The sequence below is a fragment of the Pseudomonas jessenii genome (assembly GCF_002236115.1).
GTDB classification, from domain to species: Bacteria; Pseudomonadota; Gammaproteobacteria; order Pseudomonadales; family Pseudomonadaceae; genus Aquipseudomonas; species Aquipseudomonas jessenii.
Genome location: NZ_NIWT01000002.1, coordinates 918,116 through 935,539, shown reverse-complemented (window position 1 = coordinate 935,539; position 17,424 = coordinate 918,116). Strand labels below are relative to the sequence as shown.

Annotated in this window: 16 protein-coding genes; 6 read left to right on the top strand and 10 right to left on the bottom strand. The window is 59.4% G+C overall.

The genetic code is table 11. From position 1 onward, the window contains the following. Window positions 1-32 precede the first annotated feature (32 nt). From PSJE_RS09015 to PSJE_RS08990, 6 genes are all read left to right on the top strand, one after another. Window positions 33-884: a phytanoyl-CoA dioxygenase family protein gene (locus tag PSJE_RS09015; protein ID WP_090454648.1), complete on the top strand. Its 852-nt coding sequence runs from the start codon at window positions 33-35 to the stop codon at window positions 882-884. After that, the gene (locus PSJE_RS09010; RefSeq protein WP_090454646.1) at window positions 881-1,297 is read left to right on the top strand and encodes a RidA family protein; all 417 of its coding nucleotides are present in this window, start codon (window positions 881-883) and stop codon (window positions 1,295-1,297) included. The genes PSJE_RS09015 and PSJE_RS09010 overlap by 4 nt, the downstream gene beginning before the upstream one ends. 83 nt (window positions 1,298-1,380) lie before the next feature. Continuing rightward, window positions 1,381-1,677 (top strand): EthD family reductase, encoded by a 297-nt coding sequence (locus tag PSJE_RS09005; protein ID WP_090454644.1) that lies wholly within the window; start codon window positions 1,381-1,383, stop codon window positions 1,675-1,677. A 196-nt stretch (window positions 1,678-1,873) separates the two neighbouring features. Beyond that, on the top strand, window positions 1,874-2,581 hold the full coding sequence (locus PSJE_RS09000; RefSeq protein ID WP_090454642.1) for a TetR/AcrR family transcriptional regulator: 708 nt from the start codon (window positions 1,874-1,876) through the stop codon (window positions 2,579-2,581). 311 nt (window positions 2,582-2,892) lie between these two features. Continuing rightward, complete coding sequence (locus tag PSJE_RS08995) at window positions 2,893-4,380, top strand: flavin monoamine oxidase family protein (RefSeq protein WP_090454640.1); 1,488 nt, start codon at window positions 2,893-2,895, stop codon at window positions 4,378-4,380. Beyond that, a complete protein-coding gene (locus PSJE_RS08990) occupies window positions 4,380-5,057 on the top strand; it encodes a c-type cytochrome (protein WP_090454638.1) in 678 nt (225 codons plus the stop codon). Before PSJE_RS08995 ends, PSJE_RS08990 begins: the two co-directional genes overlap by 1 nt. Window positions 5,058-5,204: 147 nt before the next feature. Here the strand turns inward: PSJE_RS08990 and PSJE_RS08985 are convergent, their stop codons facing one another. From PSJE_RS08985 to PSJE_RS08940, 10 genes are all read right to left on the bottom strand, one after another. Continuing rightward, entirely contained in the window at window positions 5,205-5,867 is a 663-nt protein-coding gene (locus PSJE_RS08985) for a hypothetical protein (protein ID WP_090454637.1), read from the bottom strand. A gap of 35 nt (window positions 5,868-5,902) precedes the next feature. After that, window positions 5,903-6,559, bottom strand: a complete 657-nt coding sequence (locus PSJE_RS08980) for a c-type cytochrome (RefSeq protein WP_090454635.1) — start codon at window positions 6,557-6,559, stop codon at window positions 5,903-5,905. Window positions 6,560-6,568: 9 nt separating this feature from the next. Then, window positions 6,569-8,047: a flavin monoamine oxidase family protein gene (locus PSJE_RS08975; protein ID WP_090454634.1), complete on the bottom strand. Its 1,479-nt coding sequence runs from the start codon at window positions 8,045-8,047 to the stop codon at window positions 6,569-6,571. A gap of 113 nt (window positions 8,048-8,160) precedes the next feature. After that, window positions 8,161-9,525 (bottom strand): NAD(P)/FAD-dependent oxidoreductase, encoded by a 1,365-nt coding sequence (locus PSJE_RS08970; protein WP_090454632.1) that lies wholly within the window; start codon window positions 9,523-9,525, stop codon window positions 8,161-8,163. Between the two features lie 11 nt (window positions 9,526-9,536). Then, window positions 9,537-10,775, bottom strand: coding sequence for a thiolase family protein (locus PSJE_RS08965; protein ID WP_090454630.1), 1,239 nt, complete (start codon window positions 10,773-10,775; stop codon window positions 9,537-9,539). Window positions 10,776-10,792: 17 nt separating this feature from the next. Further along, on the bottom strand, window positions 10,793-12,352 hold the full coding sequence (locus PSJE_RS08960; protein ID WP_090454629.1) for an AMP-binding protein: 1,560 nt from the start codon (window positions 12,350-12,352) through the stop codon (window positions 10,793-10,795). Between the two features lie 10 nt (window positions 12,353-12,362). Then, on the bottom strand, window positions 12,363-13,496 hold the full coding sequence (locus tag PSJE_RS08955) for a saccharopine dehydrogenase family protein (RefSeq protein WP_090454627.1): 1,134 nt from the start codon (window positions 13,494-13,496) through the stop codon (window positions 12,363-12,365). 53 nt (window positions 13,497-13,549) lie between these two features. Beyond that, entirely contained in the window at window positions 13,550-14,833 is a 1,284-nt protein-coding gene (locus PSJE_RS08950; protein WP_090454625.1) for an acyl-CoA dehydrogenase family protein, read from the bottom strand. A 467-nt stretch (window positions 14,834-15,300) separates the two neighbouring features. Then, on the bottom strand, window positions 15,301-16,266 hold the full coding sequence (locus PSJE_RS31925; protein WP_280523323.1) for a methyl-accepting chemotaxis protein: 966 nt from the start codon (window positions 16,264-16,266) through the stop codon (window positions 15,301-15,303). 184 nt (window positions 16,267-16,450) lie between these two features. After that, window positions 16,451-17,416: a WD40/YVTN/BNR-like repeat-containing protein gene (locus PSJE_RS08940; RefSeq protein ID WP_090454622.1), complete on the bottom strand. Its 966-nt coding sequence runs from the start codon at window positions 17,414-17,416 to the stop codon at window positions 16,451-16,453. Window positions 17,417-17,424 lie beyond the last annotated feature (8 nt).

The following is a 17,424-nucleotide window of genomic DNA, read 5'->3' as shown; positions in this document are numbered from 1 at the left end:
ACCTTAGTAAAATTTCGTGGGAGAAAGCCGCAATGCAAGACTCTCTGCGCAAGGCATTCCTGGAAGATGGGGCAGTCCTGATCAAAGAACTTCTGAGCGAGGAGCAACTAGCTCAGTGTCGGACTGCCTATGACTGGGCAGTCGAGAACCACGGCCCCAACGCGTTTCGAATGTTTGATGGGACCTTGCAACAATCGCACGTCGACAACGCCAATCCGCTCGCCAAGGAGCGCCTGGAGGAGTTGGTGTCTTCCCTCCCCTTTGGCCAGTTGTTCGCAGACCTCTGGGGTTCCGAAAACGTCTGGTATTTCGCCGAGGAAGTATTCCTCAAAGCCGGCGGACGCGGTTCGCGCACACTCTGGCATCAGGACACCTCTTATTTGCCCTGGGCCGGCATGCATTGGGGCAATGCATGGATCAGCTTCGAATCCGTTCCCAAGCAGAATGCATTGGAGATCATTCGGGGCTCACACCGCGGAACGCGTTTTGATGGAACCACCTTCCTCGACCCGAACGACCCAACCCAACCCTTGCATGGAGGCGGCATGTTGCCTCGCCTTCCCGATATCGAGGCAGAGCGCGAGCAGGCGCCCAATGCGTACGAAATTCTGTCGTGGGCAACGGAGCCCGGGGATGTGGTCGTGCTCCATCCCGGCTCGCTACACGGCGGAGCGCCGGTCGACGAAGCCTTCCCGGATCGACACACCTTTGTTTTCCGATTCTTTGGTGACGATGCAACCTTCACCCCCCTGCCGGAGCACAGCGACGCGGGTTATCCGAAGGAAGGCGTTCTCTTCACCGAAGAATTGATGACCTTGAAGCCGGGAGAACCCTTCCGTCACCCCACCTTCCGCCAGCTCGTAGGATCGGAGATCAAGCAATGAGTACCCAGAACCTGAAACGGCAAACCATCACCCCTCCCCAATCCCAAGTGTTCTACGATAACTATCACTTTCCGCAAGCGACGCGTGTCGGGGACATGATCTGGGTTTCCGGCCAGGTCGGAATCGACGCCACAATGACACCGGGCAATGGTATTGAAGAGCAGGCGCACCTAGCCTTCCAAGGCTTGAAACTCGCCCTTGAGGCGGCGGGCGCGACCCTGGCGGATGTTGTCGAGCTGATGACATTTCATACTGAGCTTCAAGCTGACACGCACGCATTCATGCAGGTCAAGCACCAGTACTTTCCCGACCGCTACCCATCCTGGACCGCCATTGGCATCTCGCAACTGGCCCTTCCCGGGCTTCGCGTGGAAATTCGCGCCGTTGCGGTCGCGGGCTGTGGGGAAGCCTGATTTCACAAAGACATCGCGCTTCAGGTTGCTGACCCACGCGTGACGCCCTCACGGCCCCATCACAACAAGAGCAAGGACTACCCATGGCTACCCTTATCGTGAGCTACCCCTTAACCGAAGGTGCGAGATTCGACCGGGAGTACTACCTTTCCACCCACATCCCGCTCGCGCGCTCCACGTGGGGTGAATTTGGACTGCAATCGGCGGAAGTCCTGTTCCCCGCTGTCGGTCCGCAGCCCCTCGCGGGCTTGGTGATTCTGCGCTTCAACAATCAGGCCGGAATCGATGCCGCGCTCACCTCCCCCAGGACCGCTGAGGTTATCGGTGATGTGGCGAACTTTACCGACATCGCTCCGGTGATCTTCCGCGCGGACGACTGACACATCGCATGCTGCCCGAAGGCCGCTGATGCGCCCTTCGGGAGAGGTCCGGCATAGTGGATCAGCTTTTGCGTCGAGTCTTGCAAGGGTGCTTTCTACAAATAAATTCCATATGCTGAACCGCTGATAGAAAGTTGCAGCTTTTTCGCTGCAACTGTTACTCCGATCAATGAGCCTGCGAAATTACCCCTTTCCTATGCCAGATTCACGCCCCCAGACGCCTATGAACAACAGATCTCAACCGAGTGATAGCGAATCCGAACCGGTCTCCCGCCGGGGTCGGCCCGTAGGCGACCACAACGCGAAACGGGCCGAGTTGCTGGCGGCGGCGATAGCAGTGATCGCACGCGAAGGCTATGCCGGAGCTTCGATGCGCAAAGTAGCGCAACACGCCGGGTGCACGACGGGAGCGGTGACCTACTACTTCGCAAACAAGGAGGAGATGATCACCGCTGTTGCACAAAGCCTGTTCGATCAGATCGACACTTTGCTGGAGAACAACCAAGAGCGGATCGATATCAAGACGCTCATCGAACAATGGCTCGACTGGACGAACACCGACGAGCCGAACGCATGGCTCGCATGGCTCCAATTGCTTGGCTACGCAAGGCACGAACCGGCTTTCGCCGGTGTCATCAAGCAACGATATGCACGGTTTCGCCAGGTGTTTACATCGGTACTGGAGAGAGGGCAAAGCCAAGGCATAATCCGCGACGATATCCCCGCTGAGTTGCTCGCCGATCAGCTCAGCGCGATCAGCGATGGATGGATGATGATGTTGCCGATCGAACCTGAACGGTTCGGTTCGAGCCGAGGTCAGTCCCTTCTCGATGGCCTCATGACCTTGATCACTCCACCCCAACCGCACAAACCACCTTCCAAAAGAAAGGCCGCTGCCAAGTAAAACAGTTGACGCGCGCTGCTGAGTTGACCTGCACGGGCAGCGCACGTCTCCAAGACCATTAGGTTGGGGTTGCACACCGCGCTTTCTTGCAATGCCCAATAATTGGCACCGGCTGCCCTAATCTGATCACCCTATCCCGCAGAATATCTGCCCTTTTCCCGCGCCCGCTCTACGGGTGGCAAGGCCTGCGTTGTACTCCATCCTCCTCAACATCAAACGCCCTTCTATTCTGCTTTGCACGGTTTCAAATGTGCTGTATTTTTACACAACAACTGTTATGTAAAAATACAATAGATATGACAGAGGCGAAGATGGATTCAGATAACGATGAATTGTCGCTGCCGGCGCGCCAGCGACGCTTGCTGCTTCAGGCGATTGGAAGCGCCACCTTGATCGGAGGGATCGCACTGAGCGGGAGAGCCACAGCTCAGGAGCTGAATACTGTCCAGGACGGCGTCCTTGACGTAGTCATCATCGGGGCAGGACTTGCCGGCCTGACTTCGGCGCGGGACCTACGCCGCGCTGGCTGCGAGTCCTTCGTCGTCCTTGAAGCCCGGGACCGTGTGGGTGGGCGCACCTACAACCACGACTTGGGCAAAGGCGTTGTGTCGGAAGCCGGTGGCGAGTGGATCGGTCCCGGCCAGACAGCCATTTTCGACTTGGCCCGTGAACTGGAGATCGACACCTTCCCGACCTGGTATCAGGGCAAAAACGTCTACCTGGTGGGTGACGCAAAATTCGAGCAGGACCTGACCAAAGGTCAGAACTCCAATGCCTCAATAGTCGAGAAGCTGAATGAACTTGCGCGGGGAGTACCCAGCAAGGAGCCATGGACCGCGAAGGATGCAGCCGCCCTGGACAAACTGTCGGTCGGCGAATGGCTGGCGCAGCAGGGGGTCAGCAATGAGAGCAAACTTGGCTTCGATACCTCCATAGGCCTGACAACAGGAACCCCTCCCTCAGTACTGGCGCTGTTGCACTACCTGTCGCTCATCAATTCGGCGGATTGCAGCATGGAAAAACTTGAGGGGTTCAAGGGCGGCGCCCAGGAAACTCGCTTCGTCGGCGGCTCACAGATCCTCAGTATCAAGATGGCAGAGGTACTGGGTGACAAGGTCAAATTGTCCTGCCCGGTGCGCAAGATCGTCGGCTGGGACCAAGATGTGGTCGAACTGCATACCGACCAGGGCGTCATTCGCGCCAGGCAGGTCATCGCTGCGCTGCACCCGGCCCTGTGCAATCAGATCAGCTTCGATCCCCCCCTCCCCAGCGGGCGCGCACAGTTACAGCGTCTCTGGCCGTCCCATGCCCCCGTGCGCAAGACCGTACATGTCTACGAGCGTCCGTTCTGGCGGGACAAGGGCCTGAACGGCCAGATCACGCAAGCCGACGGACCTCTGATCCTGTCCTATGACAACTCGCCTCCGGATGGCAGCGTCGGTGTCCTCAGCGCCTTTGTTAGAAGCGGCCAGCTGCCCCATGATGCCAACGCCGCCCAAAGCGCCCTGTCAGCCATCTATGCGCAAGCAATGGTCGACGAAGCGCTGCACCCCATCCAGTTCCACGACCACGACTGGGGCAAGGTCGATCCCTGGACCCTTACCTGCGTCGCGTCGATACCACCCGGTTTTCTGACCAAATGGGGCCAGTACCTGAAACCGTCGGTCGGCCGCCTGATCTGGTCGGGCACTGAAACTGCCGATCTCTGGGCCAGTTCGATGGATGGTGCTATCCGTGCCGGCCACCGCGCAGCACTCGAGGCGCTCCAGGCGTTGGTTCAACGTCGGAGGAACGTGTGATGAAGCGAGCATTTTTGATTGGAGCGGTCGTAACTGTGGCGGCCCTGGCGGTATCGAGCGTGATATATGGTCCGGAGATAGTGGCGGGCTATCGCTTCATGGACGCCCTCGACCAGCATTATGCCAACTACGAGGCCAATGGCGGCGCTTGGCCACAGATTCAGGATTCCTGCGCACTTTGTCACGGCGCCAATGGCCAGACCCGTGACGCGCAGTACGCTTCCCTGGCCGGTCTATCCGCGCCATACATCGAAGCCCAGTTGCACGCATTCGCCGAAGGGCGTCGACACAGCCCGCAAATGAGCCCGCTCGCGGCACATCTGACTACAGATCAAATGAAGTTCCTGGCGGACTATTTCGCGCGTCAGCAGCCGGAAAGGACAGAGGCCCCCAGCCGCGATGAAACGCTGGAACAACGCGGACAAGCCACAGTCGCAACCAGGGGATGCGCCGCCTGCCATGGCGAGGGCCTGTCGGGTGGCCCGCTCGCTCCACGCATTACGGGCCAGGGCGAACAATACTTGATCGACCAGCTCACCGCCTTTAAACAGGGGCAGCGCAAGGACCCCAACCAGGCCATGAACGCCATGGCCAGCACACTCTCGGAGGACGAGATCAGGGCCACGGCACACTTCCTGGCCAACCAGACACCAGCTTCGCCCACGGGAGCCAAGTAATCCGCTGTCTGAGAAGGTGGGCATGGACGCTCACCTATCCACATTCCCATTCGAAAGACATAGCTCCCCCCGGATCTAAAGAGAGGCCGGAGTCATAGGATGAGCCGCCAGAAAATGGCGGCTCATTCCATGCAGCTCGAAGTGCGGTTAGCGGACCTGCAAAAGCGACCGAGACGAATCTCCCATCGCACGCGCCAGCGCGCCATAGGCGTAATACATTTGGGTCATGGTGTAAGACCAGGTGGTCAAGGCGAAGGTCATGAACACCATTTTGGCGTCGTCACCAGGGATCGGGAAGAAGTCATAGACGAGAGCCACAACCAAGGCAACCGCAGCACCCACCGCTGTGGCCAGCGCGTGCAGATTCTCTCCGGCACAAACCAGTCGCCAAGTGAAATAGAAGAGATAAATCGTATAGCCCGACCACATGATCACATAGAAGTACGGGAGTGGCGCGCGAACGAAGTCAGCCAGGACGAGCACGAATGTGGCTGCGAACGACGCGGCGAAGATCAAGACATCCTTGGCTACCGATGGTTTGTAATTATGGGTGACAGCCATCAGGCCAAGAGTGGCAACGATGGGTACACCGAACCCGCGGGAAAAGGCATCGAGAAAGAATGAGATGCTGTAGTTGATCTTCCACTCTGTGAGGAGGTAGATCAGAAGATTCGACCCGGAGAAGGCAACGATCAGCCACTCGAAACCGAGCAGATAATTCCGCTTTTTAAGAAACTTGATCCCGTAAGTCACTCCGCAAAGCACCAACAGAACGCAAGAAAGCAACGCAAAGGTATCCCTGATTTCCATAGTAGTAGTCTCAATTAAACACTGAAATCAATACATCACTTCGCTACAGGAGCGAGTGCCGCGAGATAGTGGGCAAGCGCTTTGCGATCATCCACGGACAACGTCGCGACAATGGCGGTCATGGCACCTGACGGATCCTTGCGACGCCCCAGCGCAAAAGCATTCAGCTGCGTCAGCAGGTAGTCGTGACCCTGCCCGGCCAACCGAGGGAATTGGTCGCGCCCCATCAGTCCCTCACCATGACAAGCCGCACAGCCACCGCTCGCCACCAACTTCTTGCCCTTCTCCTGCAAAGCGGGATCAGGCTTGAAGGACCCGTTTTCAACAGCTGAGTGCCTGGCGAAGAACTGCGAAAGAAGCTGAATGTCAGCCTCACTCAGGCTCATCGCCAGCGGCCCCATGTTCGGGTTGGCTCGCTCGCCGCTGGCGAAGTGGCGCAGTTGCGCCGCCAGGTAAGGCGTCGGCTGGCCGGCCAAGCTTGGGTAGCCCTGATGCAGTGAGTTGCCCTGGGCGCCATGACAACCGATGCAGGCATCGGTCAGGCGTGGCCACTGTCCACCATCAGCCACCGCCGTCTCGTTGGTAGTACTGATGTGAGTCATCAGGCGATAGAGATCGAGCAGGTCCCGGCCGTAAACAGCCAGCAGGCCGGCAACGACCGTAATAAATCCCAGCAACATCCACTTTTTCATATTCACCTCCTATACCCGACGCAGGGCGTTGAGGGCTTGCAGGGCGCTCTGGTGGCCCGCGCGCACGGCACCATCCATGTAACCGGCCCAGATATCAGCAGTCTCGGTACCGGACCAGATCAGATTGCCGCAGGCCTGACGCAGCGCCTCGCCATGGGTGGTCCAGAATCCCGGAGGAATGGCCGAAACGCAGGTGATCGACCATGGATCGTCCCGCCCCCAATCCTGATCGTGGTAGGCCACAGGCTGCAGCGCTTCGTCACCCCAGGCGCGCGCGTAGAGTTCCGTAAGAATGCGCTTCGCCGTTGCAGGGTCCGAGGGCAGATTCGCGTTGGAGATGAAGGCATTGATAACGCCCACTTCCCCATTGGGCGGCGAGTTATCCCAGGCCCAGATAATGGGACCGTTGAGCATGATGATGTGCCCATTCAGGCCCTTGTCGCGCCAGAACGGCCGGGAATACACCATGGCCGTCTTGCGCGCCGGGGAGTGCGCTGGCCAGGCACACTGCAGAGCGGCACGCGCTTGTGGCAGGGGCGGATCGAACTGCACCTGGTTGCAGAGGGCAGGATGGATGGCCACGATAACCTTGCGCGCACGCACCAGCCCCTGGTCCGTGTGTAGCGTGACGATCTCGCGATCCCAGTCGGCAATCTTGCGGACCGGGCACTGCAAGCGCACCTTGTCCCCCAGTTGCCCAGCCATTCTGGTGCTGAGAATCTGCGAGCCGCCGACAAACCGAGTACCCTGGGCGCTGTCCTTGATCGAGTCGAGCTTTTCGTAATCACAGCTGGCTGAGTTGATCATGGACAGGAAATGCAAAAGCCCCATTTTGGCCGGAGTTACACCACCGCTCAGCGTCATGCTGGCATCCCAACCTGGCTGATCCTCGGGTTTGATGTTTTGCTGGGCCAGCCAATCGCCAACCGAAAGCTTGTCCAGCTCCGCTGCCTTCGGCGAATTCCAGGGCGCCCCCGAGGGCACATCGCGCGAAAGCTCGCTGAGCTTTCCGGCGACGGTCATATCAGTGCCGAAGGTTCCCTTGAGATCGACCTCAAGGCGGCCGTCGCCGCCGAGAATGACCGTGTTGCCTTCGTAGAAGCTCGGGAAGGTTCCCACCCCCAGTTGCCGCGCGAGATCCTCGACAGCGGTCTGGCCCGGCCCGATCCACTGGCCACCGACCTCGGAAACATGGCCGTTGCCCATGTCGAAATTGAGGGTTCGACCTCCCACGCGGTCCCGTGCCTCGAGGACCACGAAGGACTGGCTGCCGGCCAGCTGCAGGTCCCGGGCGGCAGTCAATCCAGCCAGGCCAGCGCCTATGATGGCGACATCCAGAACATCGCCCGCCTCGCCAGTGCCTGCACCGGCATGCGCCAGCCCCACGTTCAGGCCGAAACCTCCTACGGCCACGGAGGCTCCGGCGAGTTTCAGAAATTGTCTACGTTTTGAATCGAGTCCGGTATCGGAGGTAGGCCTCTTGGCCATGGCTAATGCCTCACGCAGCGGTTAATTGAGATCACTGACCAACAGGTATTTCGCTGCACAACACCGCGAAGCGAACATGATCAGTCACATGGAAAACATCAGAACAACGACGATCAGTTGCGCCGCTGCAGGGCCCTCCAGTTCGTCCACTCATCAAGAGCTTTGGCCGCCACAAGGCCAACATTCATGGCGCACCACTGCAGGGGTTCGGGAAGCATTGAAGGCGTCTTGTGGTGCAAGGCTTCCATTAACGGATTCTCGACACCACTGATTCGCTCGGCGAGTAGCAGCCCCATGAGCGATTGGGTCGCAACACCGTGCCCCGCACACCCAGCCGTGTAGAGGACGTTTTGCAGTGCCCCGGTTGCGCCCACCACCGGCAGAGCGTCGTACGCCATGCTGACGTAACCACTCCAGCAAGATTGGATGCCAAGGCCGCGCAGGGTCGGGAAGCGCTCGTGCAGCGCCTGCCCCAATGCGCGATAGGCGCTGGCGTCCGGCACATTGGGCGTCTTCGAGCCATAGACGTAACTGAGCTGCTTGGTGGTCAGCACCAGCGTGTTACGTGCAGTCAGGCGGTGACTCTCCATCGTTATATGCGGCGTCACTATGCCTTCGCGCCCTTGCCAGCCGAGCGATGACAACTGCTTCGCGGACAACGGCCGGGTTTCGATCGCAGAAACCCGGAAAGGCGCGACCTTATCGCGCAAAAGGCCCAGCTGTGGGGTAAAGGCGTTGGTGGCCAGCACCATGATTGGCGCACTCGCGCTACCGTGCGAGGTCTTGCAGGTGATGGTTCGTCCCTCGCTCCAGGACAGCAGCGGAGTTTGCTCGTACAGCTTCACGCCCGCCTGAATCGCTGCACGGCGCAACCCCAGCACATATTTGCCCGGGTCCAGCGTGCCGCCGTGCTGGGTGCAACCGAACAGGAAGGCTGGTGGAATCCCGCGTGCACGCATCTCGGCCTGATCCACGAAGCGCGTGACCGAACCCAGGTCGAGCCCAACTTCCATGCTCTTGCGCAGTCGCTTTTCCTGCGATGGATGAACTGCGGCACGGATCAGTCCGGAAGGGTTGTAATCGCAGTCGATGCCCAGCTCGATCAACCGCTTTTCCACATAGGGGACGCCTGTATCGTAGAAACGGACGATCTGCTTCGCCCGCTCGCGCCCCACTCGACTGACGAACAATTCGAACTCAAGCCCCATGCTGCCGGCAAGGTAGCCCGCATTACGCCCACTGGCGCCAAAGCCGGCAAATTCTTGCTCCAGGACGATGACTTTGGCCCCGCGAGCAGTCAGCTCCAGCGCAGTGGACAGCCCAGCGAAGCCGGCACCGACCACTATCACATCGGCGCTGACATCGTCCTGTAGTTCCGGTTGCAGATCGTCCGGCTTATCCATCCACCCACCGAAGCGTCGAAACTGCTCTGGATCGATGAGGGTTATGAGGTTTTCGTTGCGATGGTGAGTAGACATGACGGGTTCTCCTAGCGACTCAGAATATGGACAGCCACAGCGCCTTCCTCGATGCCGATCAGTCCCCCTCCGTTTTCCTGGATCGCATGGCGCGCACCCTGGACCTGGCGAGCCCCTGCCTCGCCCCGCAGTTGCGTGGTCAGCTCGAACAACTGGCCAATGCCCGTTGCGCCGAGCGGGTGACCTTTGGATTCCAGGCCACCAGAGGGATTGATCGGTATCCGACCGCCCACGGTGAAGTCACCGCGCTCGGCACAGATCCCGCCTTGCCCCAGGGGCGCCAGGCCGAGATTTTCCGACTGAATGATCTCGCCCATCGCGGAGGCGTCATGGACCTCGGCGACATGCATGTCCTGCGGACCTAGCCCGGCGATCTCGTAGGCCTCGAGCGCGGCTAGGCGACTGACATGCTTTTCCGGTTCGGCCAGGTCGCGCAGGGTGAAACTGCGAATCACGCTGGCGGCGATCCGCACGCAACGTTTGGGGTCTGCACCTATGCGTCGTAGGCCCGCCTCGGTGCAGATAATCGCGGCTGCAGCGCCGTCGGTCATCGGTGCGCACATCGGCAGAGTGATCGGATAAGTGATGGGCGGCGCGGCCAGCACTTCTTCGATGGTGAATGGCTTGCGAAACTGCGAATAGGGGTTGTGTACCGAGTGATTGTGATTCTTGGCGCACACCGCTGCGATCTGACGCTGGGTGGTGCCGTAGGTCTTCATGTGCCATCGGCACATGGCCGCGTAGATGGCCATGAACTTGCTGTACGGCCGGTCGGACTCGGAGCCCGCAGGAACGACGACGCCCTCCCCCATCTTCACTAGCGTCGCGTAGTTCTCCTCGGCGGTGGAGACGTCCCAGCCAGCTTCGAACAGGGAAAGCGTTTTCATCTTGTCGGGGACGACCATCTTCTCGGCGCCCAAGGCCAGCGCCACATCGGTGGCGCCGGCGCGCAGGCTCTGCACCGCCAGATGAACGGCGGTACTTCCCGAGGCGCAAGCGTTCTCGACGTTGTAGATCGGCACCCCTTCGATGCCGATCTTGCTGCACACCACCTGCCCGGGGATCGACAGTTGCCCCTGCAACTGGCCGTTGGTAATGCCAGCGTAGAATACGGCACCGATATCGGAGCGCTGGGCGCGGGCATCCGCCAGCGCACCATTGAGGGCCTCCAGAGCCATGTCCTGGAGGCTACGATCCGGATGACGCCCGAACTCGGTCATGGCGATGCCGGCAATATAAATTGGTTCCATCAGAGGACTCCTGAACTTCAGATTTGCCGCTTAGCGTCTTGCCAATAACGGGCACGCAAGTCTTTCTTCAGCACCTTGCCGACCGGGCTGCGCGGGAGGGACGTCACTACGTCCACCGTCTTGGGTGCCTTCACCGAGCCCAGCTGTTCCTTGCACAGGGCAATCAGCGCTTGCGCGTCGACGGTTTGACCCTCGTTCAACTCGATGACGGCCTTGACCGCCTCGCCCCACGTCTCGTCCGGCACACCGATCACCGCACAGTCGCGAACAGCGGGATGGCCCCAGATCACCTGCTCGACCTCGCTCGGATAGACGTTGAAGCCACCGGAAATGATCATGTCCTTCTTGCGGTCGGTAATATGCAAATAACCATCGGCGTCGAGATGCCCGATATCGCCGGTGTGCAACCAGCCATCGATGATGGTTTCGGCCGTCTTCTGCGGGTCCTTGTAATAGCCCTTCATGATGAGATCGCCGCGCACACAGATCTCACCGGTTTCTCCCTGCGGCAGGATTTCGTTGTCGTCGTTCATGATCTCGACGCGAACCAAGGGGTTGGGTCGACCGACGGAGGACAGCCGCTCATCACCTGCAACCTGTCCATCTACAAAGTGTTCGCCCGGCGTTAGATGCGCGATTGCGCCTGGTGCTTCGGTCTGCCCGTAGCCCTCCATCATGACTGGCCCGAAGACCTCGATCGCGTGACGCAGCTTTTCAACCGACATCGGTGCCGCACCGTAGAGGAAGTAGCGTAGCGACGAGAAGTCGACCTTCTTGCTCAGATCGGGAATGTCGAGCAGCCGATAGATCACGGTCGGCGGCAGGAAGAACTCCGTCACCTTGTACTGCGGGATCGCCGCGAGCAGCAATTGCGGTTCCGGCTTCGTGATCACGACAACCGTGCCACCCCTGGCCGTGCAGGGTATGGATAGCATGCCGGCGGTGTGGGTCATCGGTGCCGCCGCCAGATTCACCGGCCTGGCGTTGGCTGGATAAGGGGTATTGATCATGAAGTGCGCGAAGCTGGTCTGCACGCTGCGATGCGTGTTCATGACGCCCTTGGGCAAGCCCGTCGTCCCGCCCGTGGGACCCACCCAGATGACATCGTCCGGATCGACCTCCACCTGCGGGTAAGTAACCGGCTGCTGCGCGACGAAGTGCTGAAGAGACTCGGCACCTTCCACCTCGCCGTCGATGCAGATCCACCTGCGGATCTTGGGCAGCTGCGACCGCAGGTCCGCAATCACTTCGGTAAACTCGCGCTGAAAGAACAGGATCTCGCAGTCGAAGGCATCCAGCACGTAACGGTTTTCCTCGGGCGCGTTACGCGCGCCCACCGGAATCCAACACAGATTGGCGCGCCACAGGCCCAGCGCACAGATCCAGGCAGTCACATCGTTGGCCGCCCAGACCGCGCCCTTGACTCCGGACGCGAATCCCTGCGTGAGGAGCGCGTTGGCGATGCGGCAGGACAGTTCCCCCGCTTCAGTAAAGGTTGTGACCTTGCCGTCCTGGATGTATGCCGCACCGTGCGGATTGATCCGCCAGCCACGATCGAAAAAATCAATAATCGCCATCTTCGTCACTTCACAGTTGGGTAATGGTGGCGCGTGCCAGGCCGCGCTGCTCGAGGAAGCCGAGCATGTAGCGGTGACCGAAGGCCTTCGAGGACGAGGCGAAACCCACCTTGGCGACGTCGTTGTCCAGCAGCTTGGCCACTGCCGCGGCTTGCAGGGCGCCGGTGGCGATGTAGGGGGTGATGCCGTGCACGGTCGCCCGGACTGCCGTCAGTTGACCGCGGCCGATCGCGAAGTCCACTGTGCGCTGCAGGGTGCTGCGCTCACGAGGCGGCATGCTCGGCGTGGTCGAATCCACAAGACTCTGGATCACCTCATCCTGCTGTTCTTTCGGCAGGTGCTTGTATTCGGCTTCCCACTTCTGCCCCAGCGCGTGAACACTCTTCATCACAGGGTTGTCGTAGAAGCCGACGCAGGACATGCAGCTGCGCACGCGCGCATCCTGCTCGAAATACACTGGCAGCGAGGTTCCGCCCCAGGGCAGGCAGAACACCGACTCCATCAGATTGGGGCAAACGATGTTGAAGCTGGCGTTGGGCGCATACGGAACCAGCGCCTTGTCCCACAGATAGGAGCCCTGATGGCGAAAGCCTTCGAAGATGGTGGCGGTGGAGCCCACGGTCACACCGGCGGCACCGACACGCGGCCCACGGGTCAGAGTCGCGGTTTCCAGGGAGTCCACGCCGGGGGTTTCCAGGGTCAGCTCGGCAGCGATCTCGGCGAAGGTGTACATGTAGGCGAGCGACGGCGACAGCAGCAGGCCAGCCTGGCGGAACAACTCGCCGAACTCATCACGCAATGCACGAATGTGCTCCTGCTCACCGGCAGGGTCCAGGTAGTGACAGCCCGCCTTGAGCGCGGCCTCGACCGCCACCTTGCCGAAATTGACGAACGGGCCAACGGTGTTGCAGACCACGCGCGCGCCCTTGAACACCTTTACAAGCGCTTCGACCTCGTGCGGGCACTCGATGATTTCATATTTGGCCGACTCCAGGCCGACGACGCGTTGCGCCATCATTTCCTGGGCACGGCCGGCGTTGCGCGCCACAGCAGTGAAAGGAATGTTCTGGTCGATCAGCCAGTCCATGGTCAGCATGCCGGTGTAACCACTGGCGCCATAGACAACGACAGGATATTTGGCCATCTCGTGTTCCTCGCTTTCTTATTGGATGATTTTTGTTGGGTTTTTTGGTCGGCTCAGCCCTGGGCCCAGCCTTCGGCATAGAGCTGCTGGGCCAGCAACCCCAGGCGCATGGTCAGGACACGGTTTTCACCGTCCTCGATCAAAGCGGCCTGTGTGTCTCGCAACAGCTTTTCGATCGGGTATTCGCGCGTCGTCCCGTTACCCCCGAACAGGCGGAAGGCTTCCTCAACAACGGCCAACGCCTCTTCAGTCACCGTGACCTTGGCGGAGGCAGTGGCGTAAGGGTGGGTTTGCGGCGACAGACGAGCAAAGCTCAGCGAACGACGAGCCACGGCGCGGGCGATCTCTACGCGGCGCAACATTTCGCCCAGACGTAGGCGCGTCATCTGATGGTCAATCAACATCCGACCGCCCTGGCGACGCTCATGGCAGTATTGCAGCGCATACTCGAAGGCTGCCCGAGCGACGCCAGTGAAGACTTGGCTCATGTGAGTACCGGCATAGGACCAGGAAGAGCTGACGGCGCCGTAGTAGGCATCCCGCTCGGCGATGGCAAAGCGTCGAGGTACCCGCACACTGTCAAAATAGATCTCACCCTGAGGCAAGGAACGCTGCCCGATCTTGTCCAGCGGCTTGCCCTTGGAAACCCCCTTGAGGTCCAGAGGGATGACCACGGCGATGCCATGGGGCAGTCCGTTGCTATCGAAAAAGCCGTCGCCGTAGTCGGCGCACATCAGGCCAAAGGCGACCTGCGCTACTGCGCCATTGGACACCCAGGCCGAGCTCTGTCCATTGATGATGATCTCGTCGCCGACGACCTTTGCGGTCAGGTTGCCGATGTTAGCCTGCTGCCCCGCAGGCCAATCGCGCGCTATATCGAAGAGTTGATTGTCGCTCCCTCGATCAGGCTGGGTGGCCATCCAGCAACCGATTCGGCCCTGACAAAGCTCCACCAGTTCAGCATTGCCGGCAGCGGCCGCCATCTGTAGCGGGAAACCGGCACAGCCGAGAGAAACCGCCAGGCCTGCATCACCCCAGCCAAGCTCTTCACCGATCAGGGATTCGATCCGCACCGCCATTTCCGGCGGCAGCTCTGCCAGCAGCGCGGGATCCAGTCCCAGCTTGGCGAACTCACTGAAGAGTGAGTAATAAGGCGAGCCAGGAGCGATGACCTCCTCGGCTTTCATCCGGTCCAGCTCACGACCCAGCGGCCGCAGCACCTCCTTTGAGAAACGGTGTACCGAAGCCTGGATCGCTGCTTCCTCTTCGCTCAGGGGGGGCTCGAAACCGGACAACCCGGCAGCCGGCAACGTCATGGTGGATTTGAGCGTAATCATCAGAGCACCCTCGCCGGAACCGGCCCGCAAGTCATTCGCTGGCGGCCGCCCAAGCAGTTGAGTTCGAGTGTGGATGGGGCCTTTGGCGTTTCGCCCAGAAAGCCTCTGGCGACGGCCAAGCCGTCGTTTGGACAGGAACCAGCCTTGGAATCTTTCATGCTCGACCTCCTGGGGGCCTTTTGTTGTTTTGTCGACTTTAACAAGGAGTTTTATTTTACGCAACGACTGTTATGTTAATAATAATCGCACGCAAGACTTTCCCTGAAAGCGAGCCCTTATGGTTCGCCAGTCGCTCAACCGGGAGATGGAAGGCCCAGCGCAGGCATCACCTGACAAAAGGGCCAAAAAATACGGGGGGGCCCTGCTCATCGAGCGGGTTCCTGACATGTAGGTTGTGGGCGCAACGGACACGTGCACGCAGGTAAATCGCTATGCAGGGTGTCCCGAAAAGACGCCCTCTCCGATGGCTAAAGCGCCTTTGAAGAGAGCATTTGCTGAATCGTCTGAGTGGCTTCTCGAGTTCTGCCCGCGAGCTTCTTCACTTCATCTGCCACTACGGAAAATCCGCGCCCTGCATCACCGGCTCGTGCCGCTTCGATTGCTGCATTGAGGGCGAGCATGTTGATCTGGTCAGTGATGCTCTTGATCACGTTCACGACCTGCGAAATCTGTTCGTAAGTCGCCTGCATGCCAGCCAACTCCCGCGCGCGAATCGTTTGGGCAAGCTTTTCGTCCGAGATATCACGTACGGCCCCAATGATGCGGCGGAGCCTGCCACTGCGATCCATCACGCCCTGGCCTCTTTCGCGGTACCAGATCTCGCCTTTGAATTTGTGCCTCATTCGGTACTCGACCGTATAGCCTGAGGAAGGGTCTGCGACATTGAGGTATTCCGTCACCACCTTCGTGACATGCTTCAGATCATCCGGATGGACGATTGAAAAATACCCCTCCCAGTCATCCTTGAAATCCTGTTCCGAATAGCCCACGAGTTCGCGGAACTGCTTCGACCAGCGAAGCTGGTTTTCAGGGTGATCCGGATTTCCGTCAACAATAAACAGCTCCCAGCAAACCTCCGTGAGCGCATTCTTGGTCACTTCCCAGACCTGTTCCTTTTCCCTGCATGAAACCAACTGCTCATTAAGATCGGACAGCTTCAGGTTGCTCTCCTTGATTTCACATTGAAGCTGGTGCATTTCATCCCGAGCGGCTTGCAGAGAATTTTTCAAATCACTGACCAGGGGACTTTCAGAGTCATCTGATCTCTGACCAGCACTGATATGCTCCTGATGGTTGAGCCGCCGCTCCAGCCCATCGAAGCTGTCAGCCAACCATGGATATTTGCTGATCAAACCGCCTTGGAAATCGGGGGCTGGCTGACCACTCAACAGCGACGATATTCGCGAGCTGACCTCTTCAGCCAGACGCTTCAACTTTCTTCCCGAAAACATGGGCCCTCCTTAAAAACAGTCGAATTCATGATTGGGCTGATCTAAAAAAAAGGGGCCGGACGCCGGATCACGACGAGGCCCCTCAAAGGGAGGAATCAAAATCAGCTATGGGGTCAAAGAACAGAGTCAACAACTCGCCGTTCTAGCGACGTCTCGAGAGATGCCTTTACTTGATTTGTACCGGCACCACACCACGTCGAGAAAACAGAACGGGATAGTCATTGCCGCTGAGTAACGCAGCCGTCAACGAAACGCCATCGTGCGTCTTCTGCTCCTGGAAACTCCCTCCTCCATCGCCGCTGCGTACCATCAGCCCATCAAGACCCACCGCGACTACCTGCTTACCGGACACGACGATGGCCGTGATCGAGCTCTTGCTCTCCAGGGGCACGCGTTGCCAAACCTGTCCGTCCGCGGTGCCATGCAGCAGTGTGCCGCGTTGGCCACCGACCAGTAGGGTGCCATCGGCCAACACCGCTCCCGACCAAAGCGTGCCCTCATAGCCGGTATCCAGATAGCTCCAGCTTTTCCCAAAGTCATCGGAACGCAACACCTGGCCTCGTTCGGCAGCGGCATACACGCTGCCGCGAGCGTCGACGAAAAGCCCCATCAAGTTGAGATCGGCACGGCTAGATCCTGGTGGGGCTTTAAGCTTCTGCTCATCCCAGGTTTTTCCGCCGTCATCGGTCGTCAACACCAGTGACCAAAGGCCGACGGCGACACCTTGTTCGGCGTTGAAAAAATGCACAGCGAACAGTGGCCGATCCTCATTGCTGGACAGTCGTTGAATCTGCCAGGAGTCACCGCCGTCGTTGCTGGTCAGAATCGCCCCCCAGTGACCCACCGCCCAACCTTGCTTGGAATCAACGAATGAAACACCGGTCAGTGGCGTGGACAACGGTACCGAGCTTGCCTGATGGAAGCTTTTCCCTTGATCATCGGAAAGCAACACCATGCCATGATCGCCAACGGCGACCACACGCCCCTTTGCCCATGCAGCATCCAGAAAGGTGGCCTGCGTGGCGTTGCTCGAAGGGACTGCCGGCACAGCTTCCAATGCAGATGCCTGAAGTGTGACCAGTGGCAGCACTGCAGCGAGTAAAGTCCCCATGAATGAATTCATATATCGCATGTTGCTTT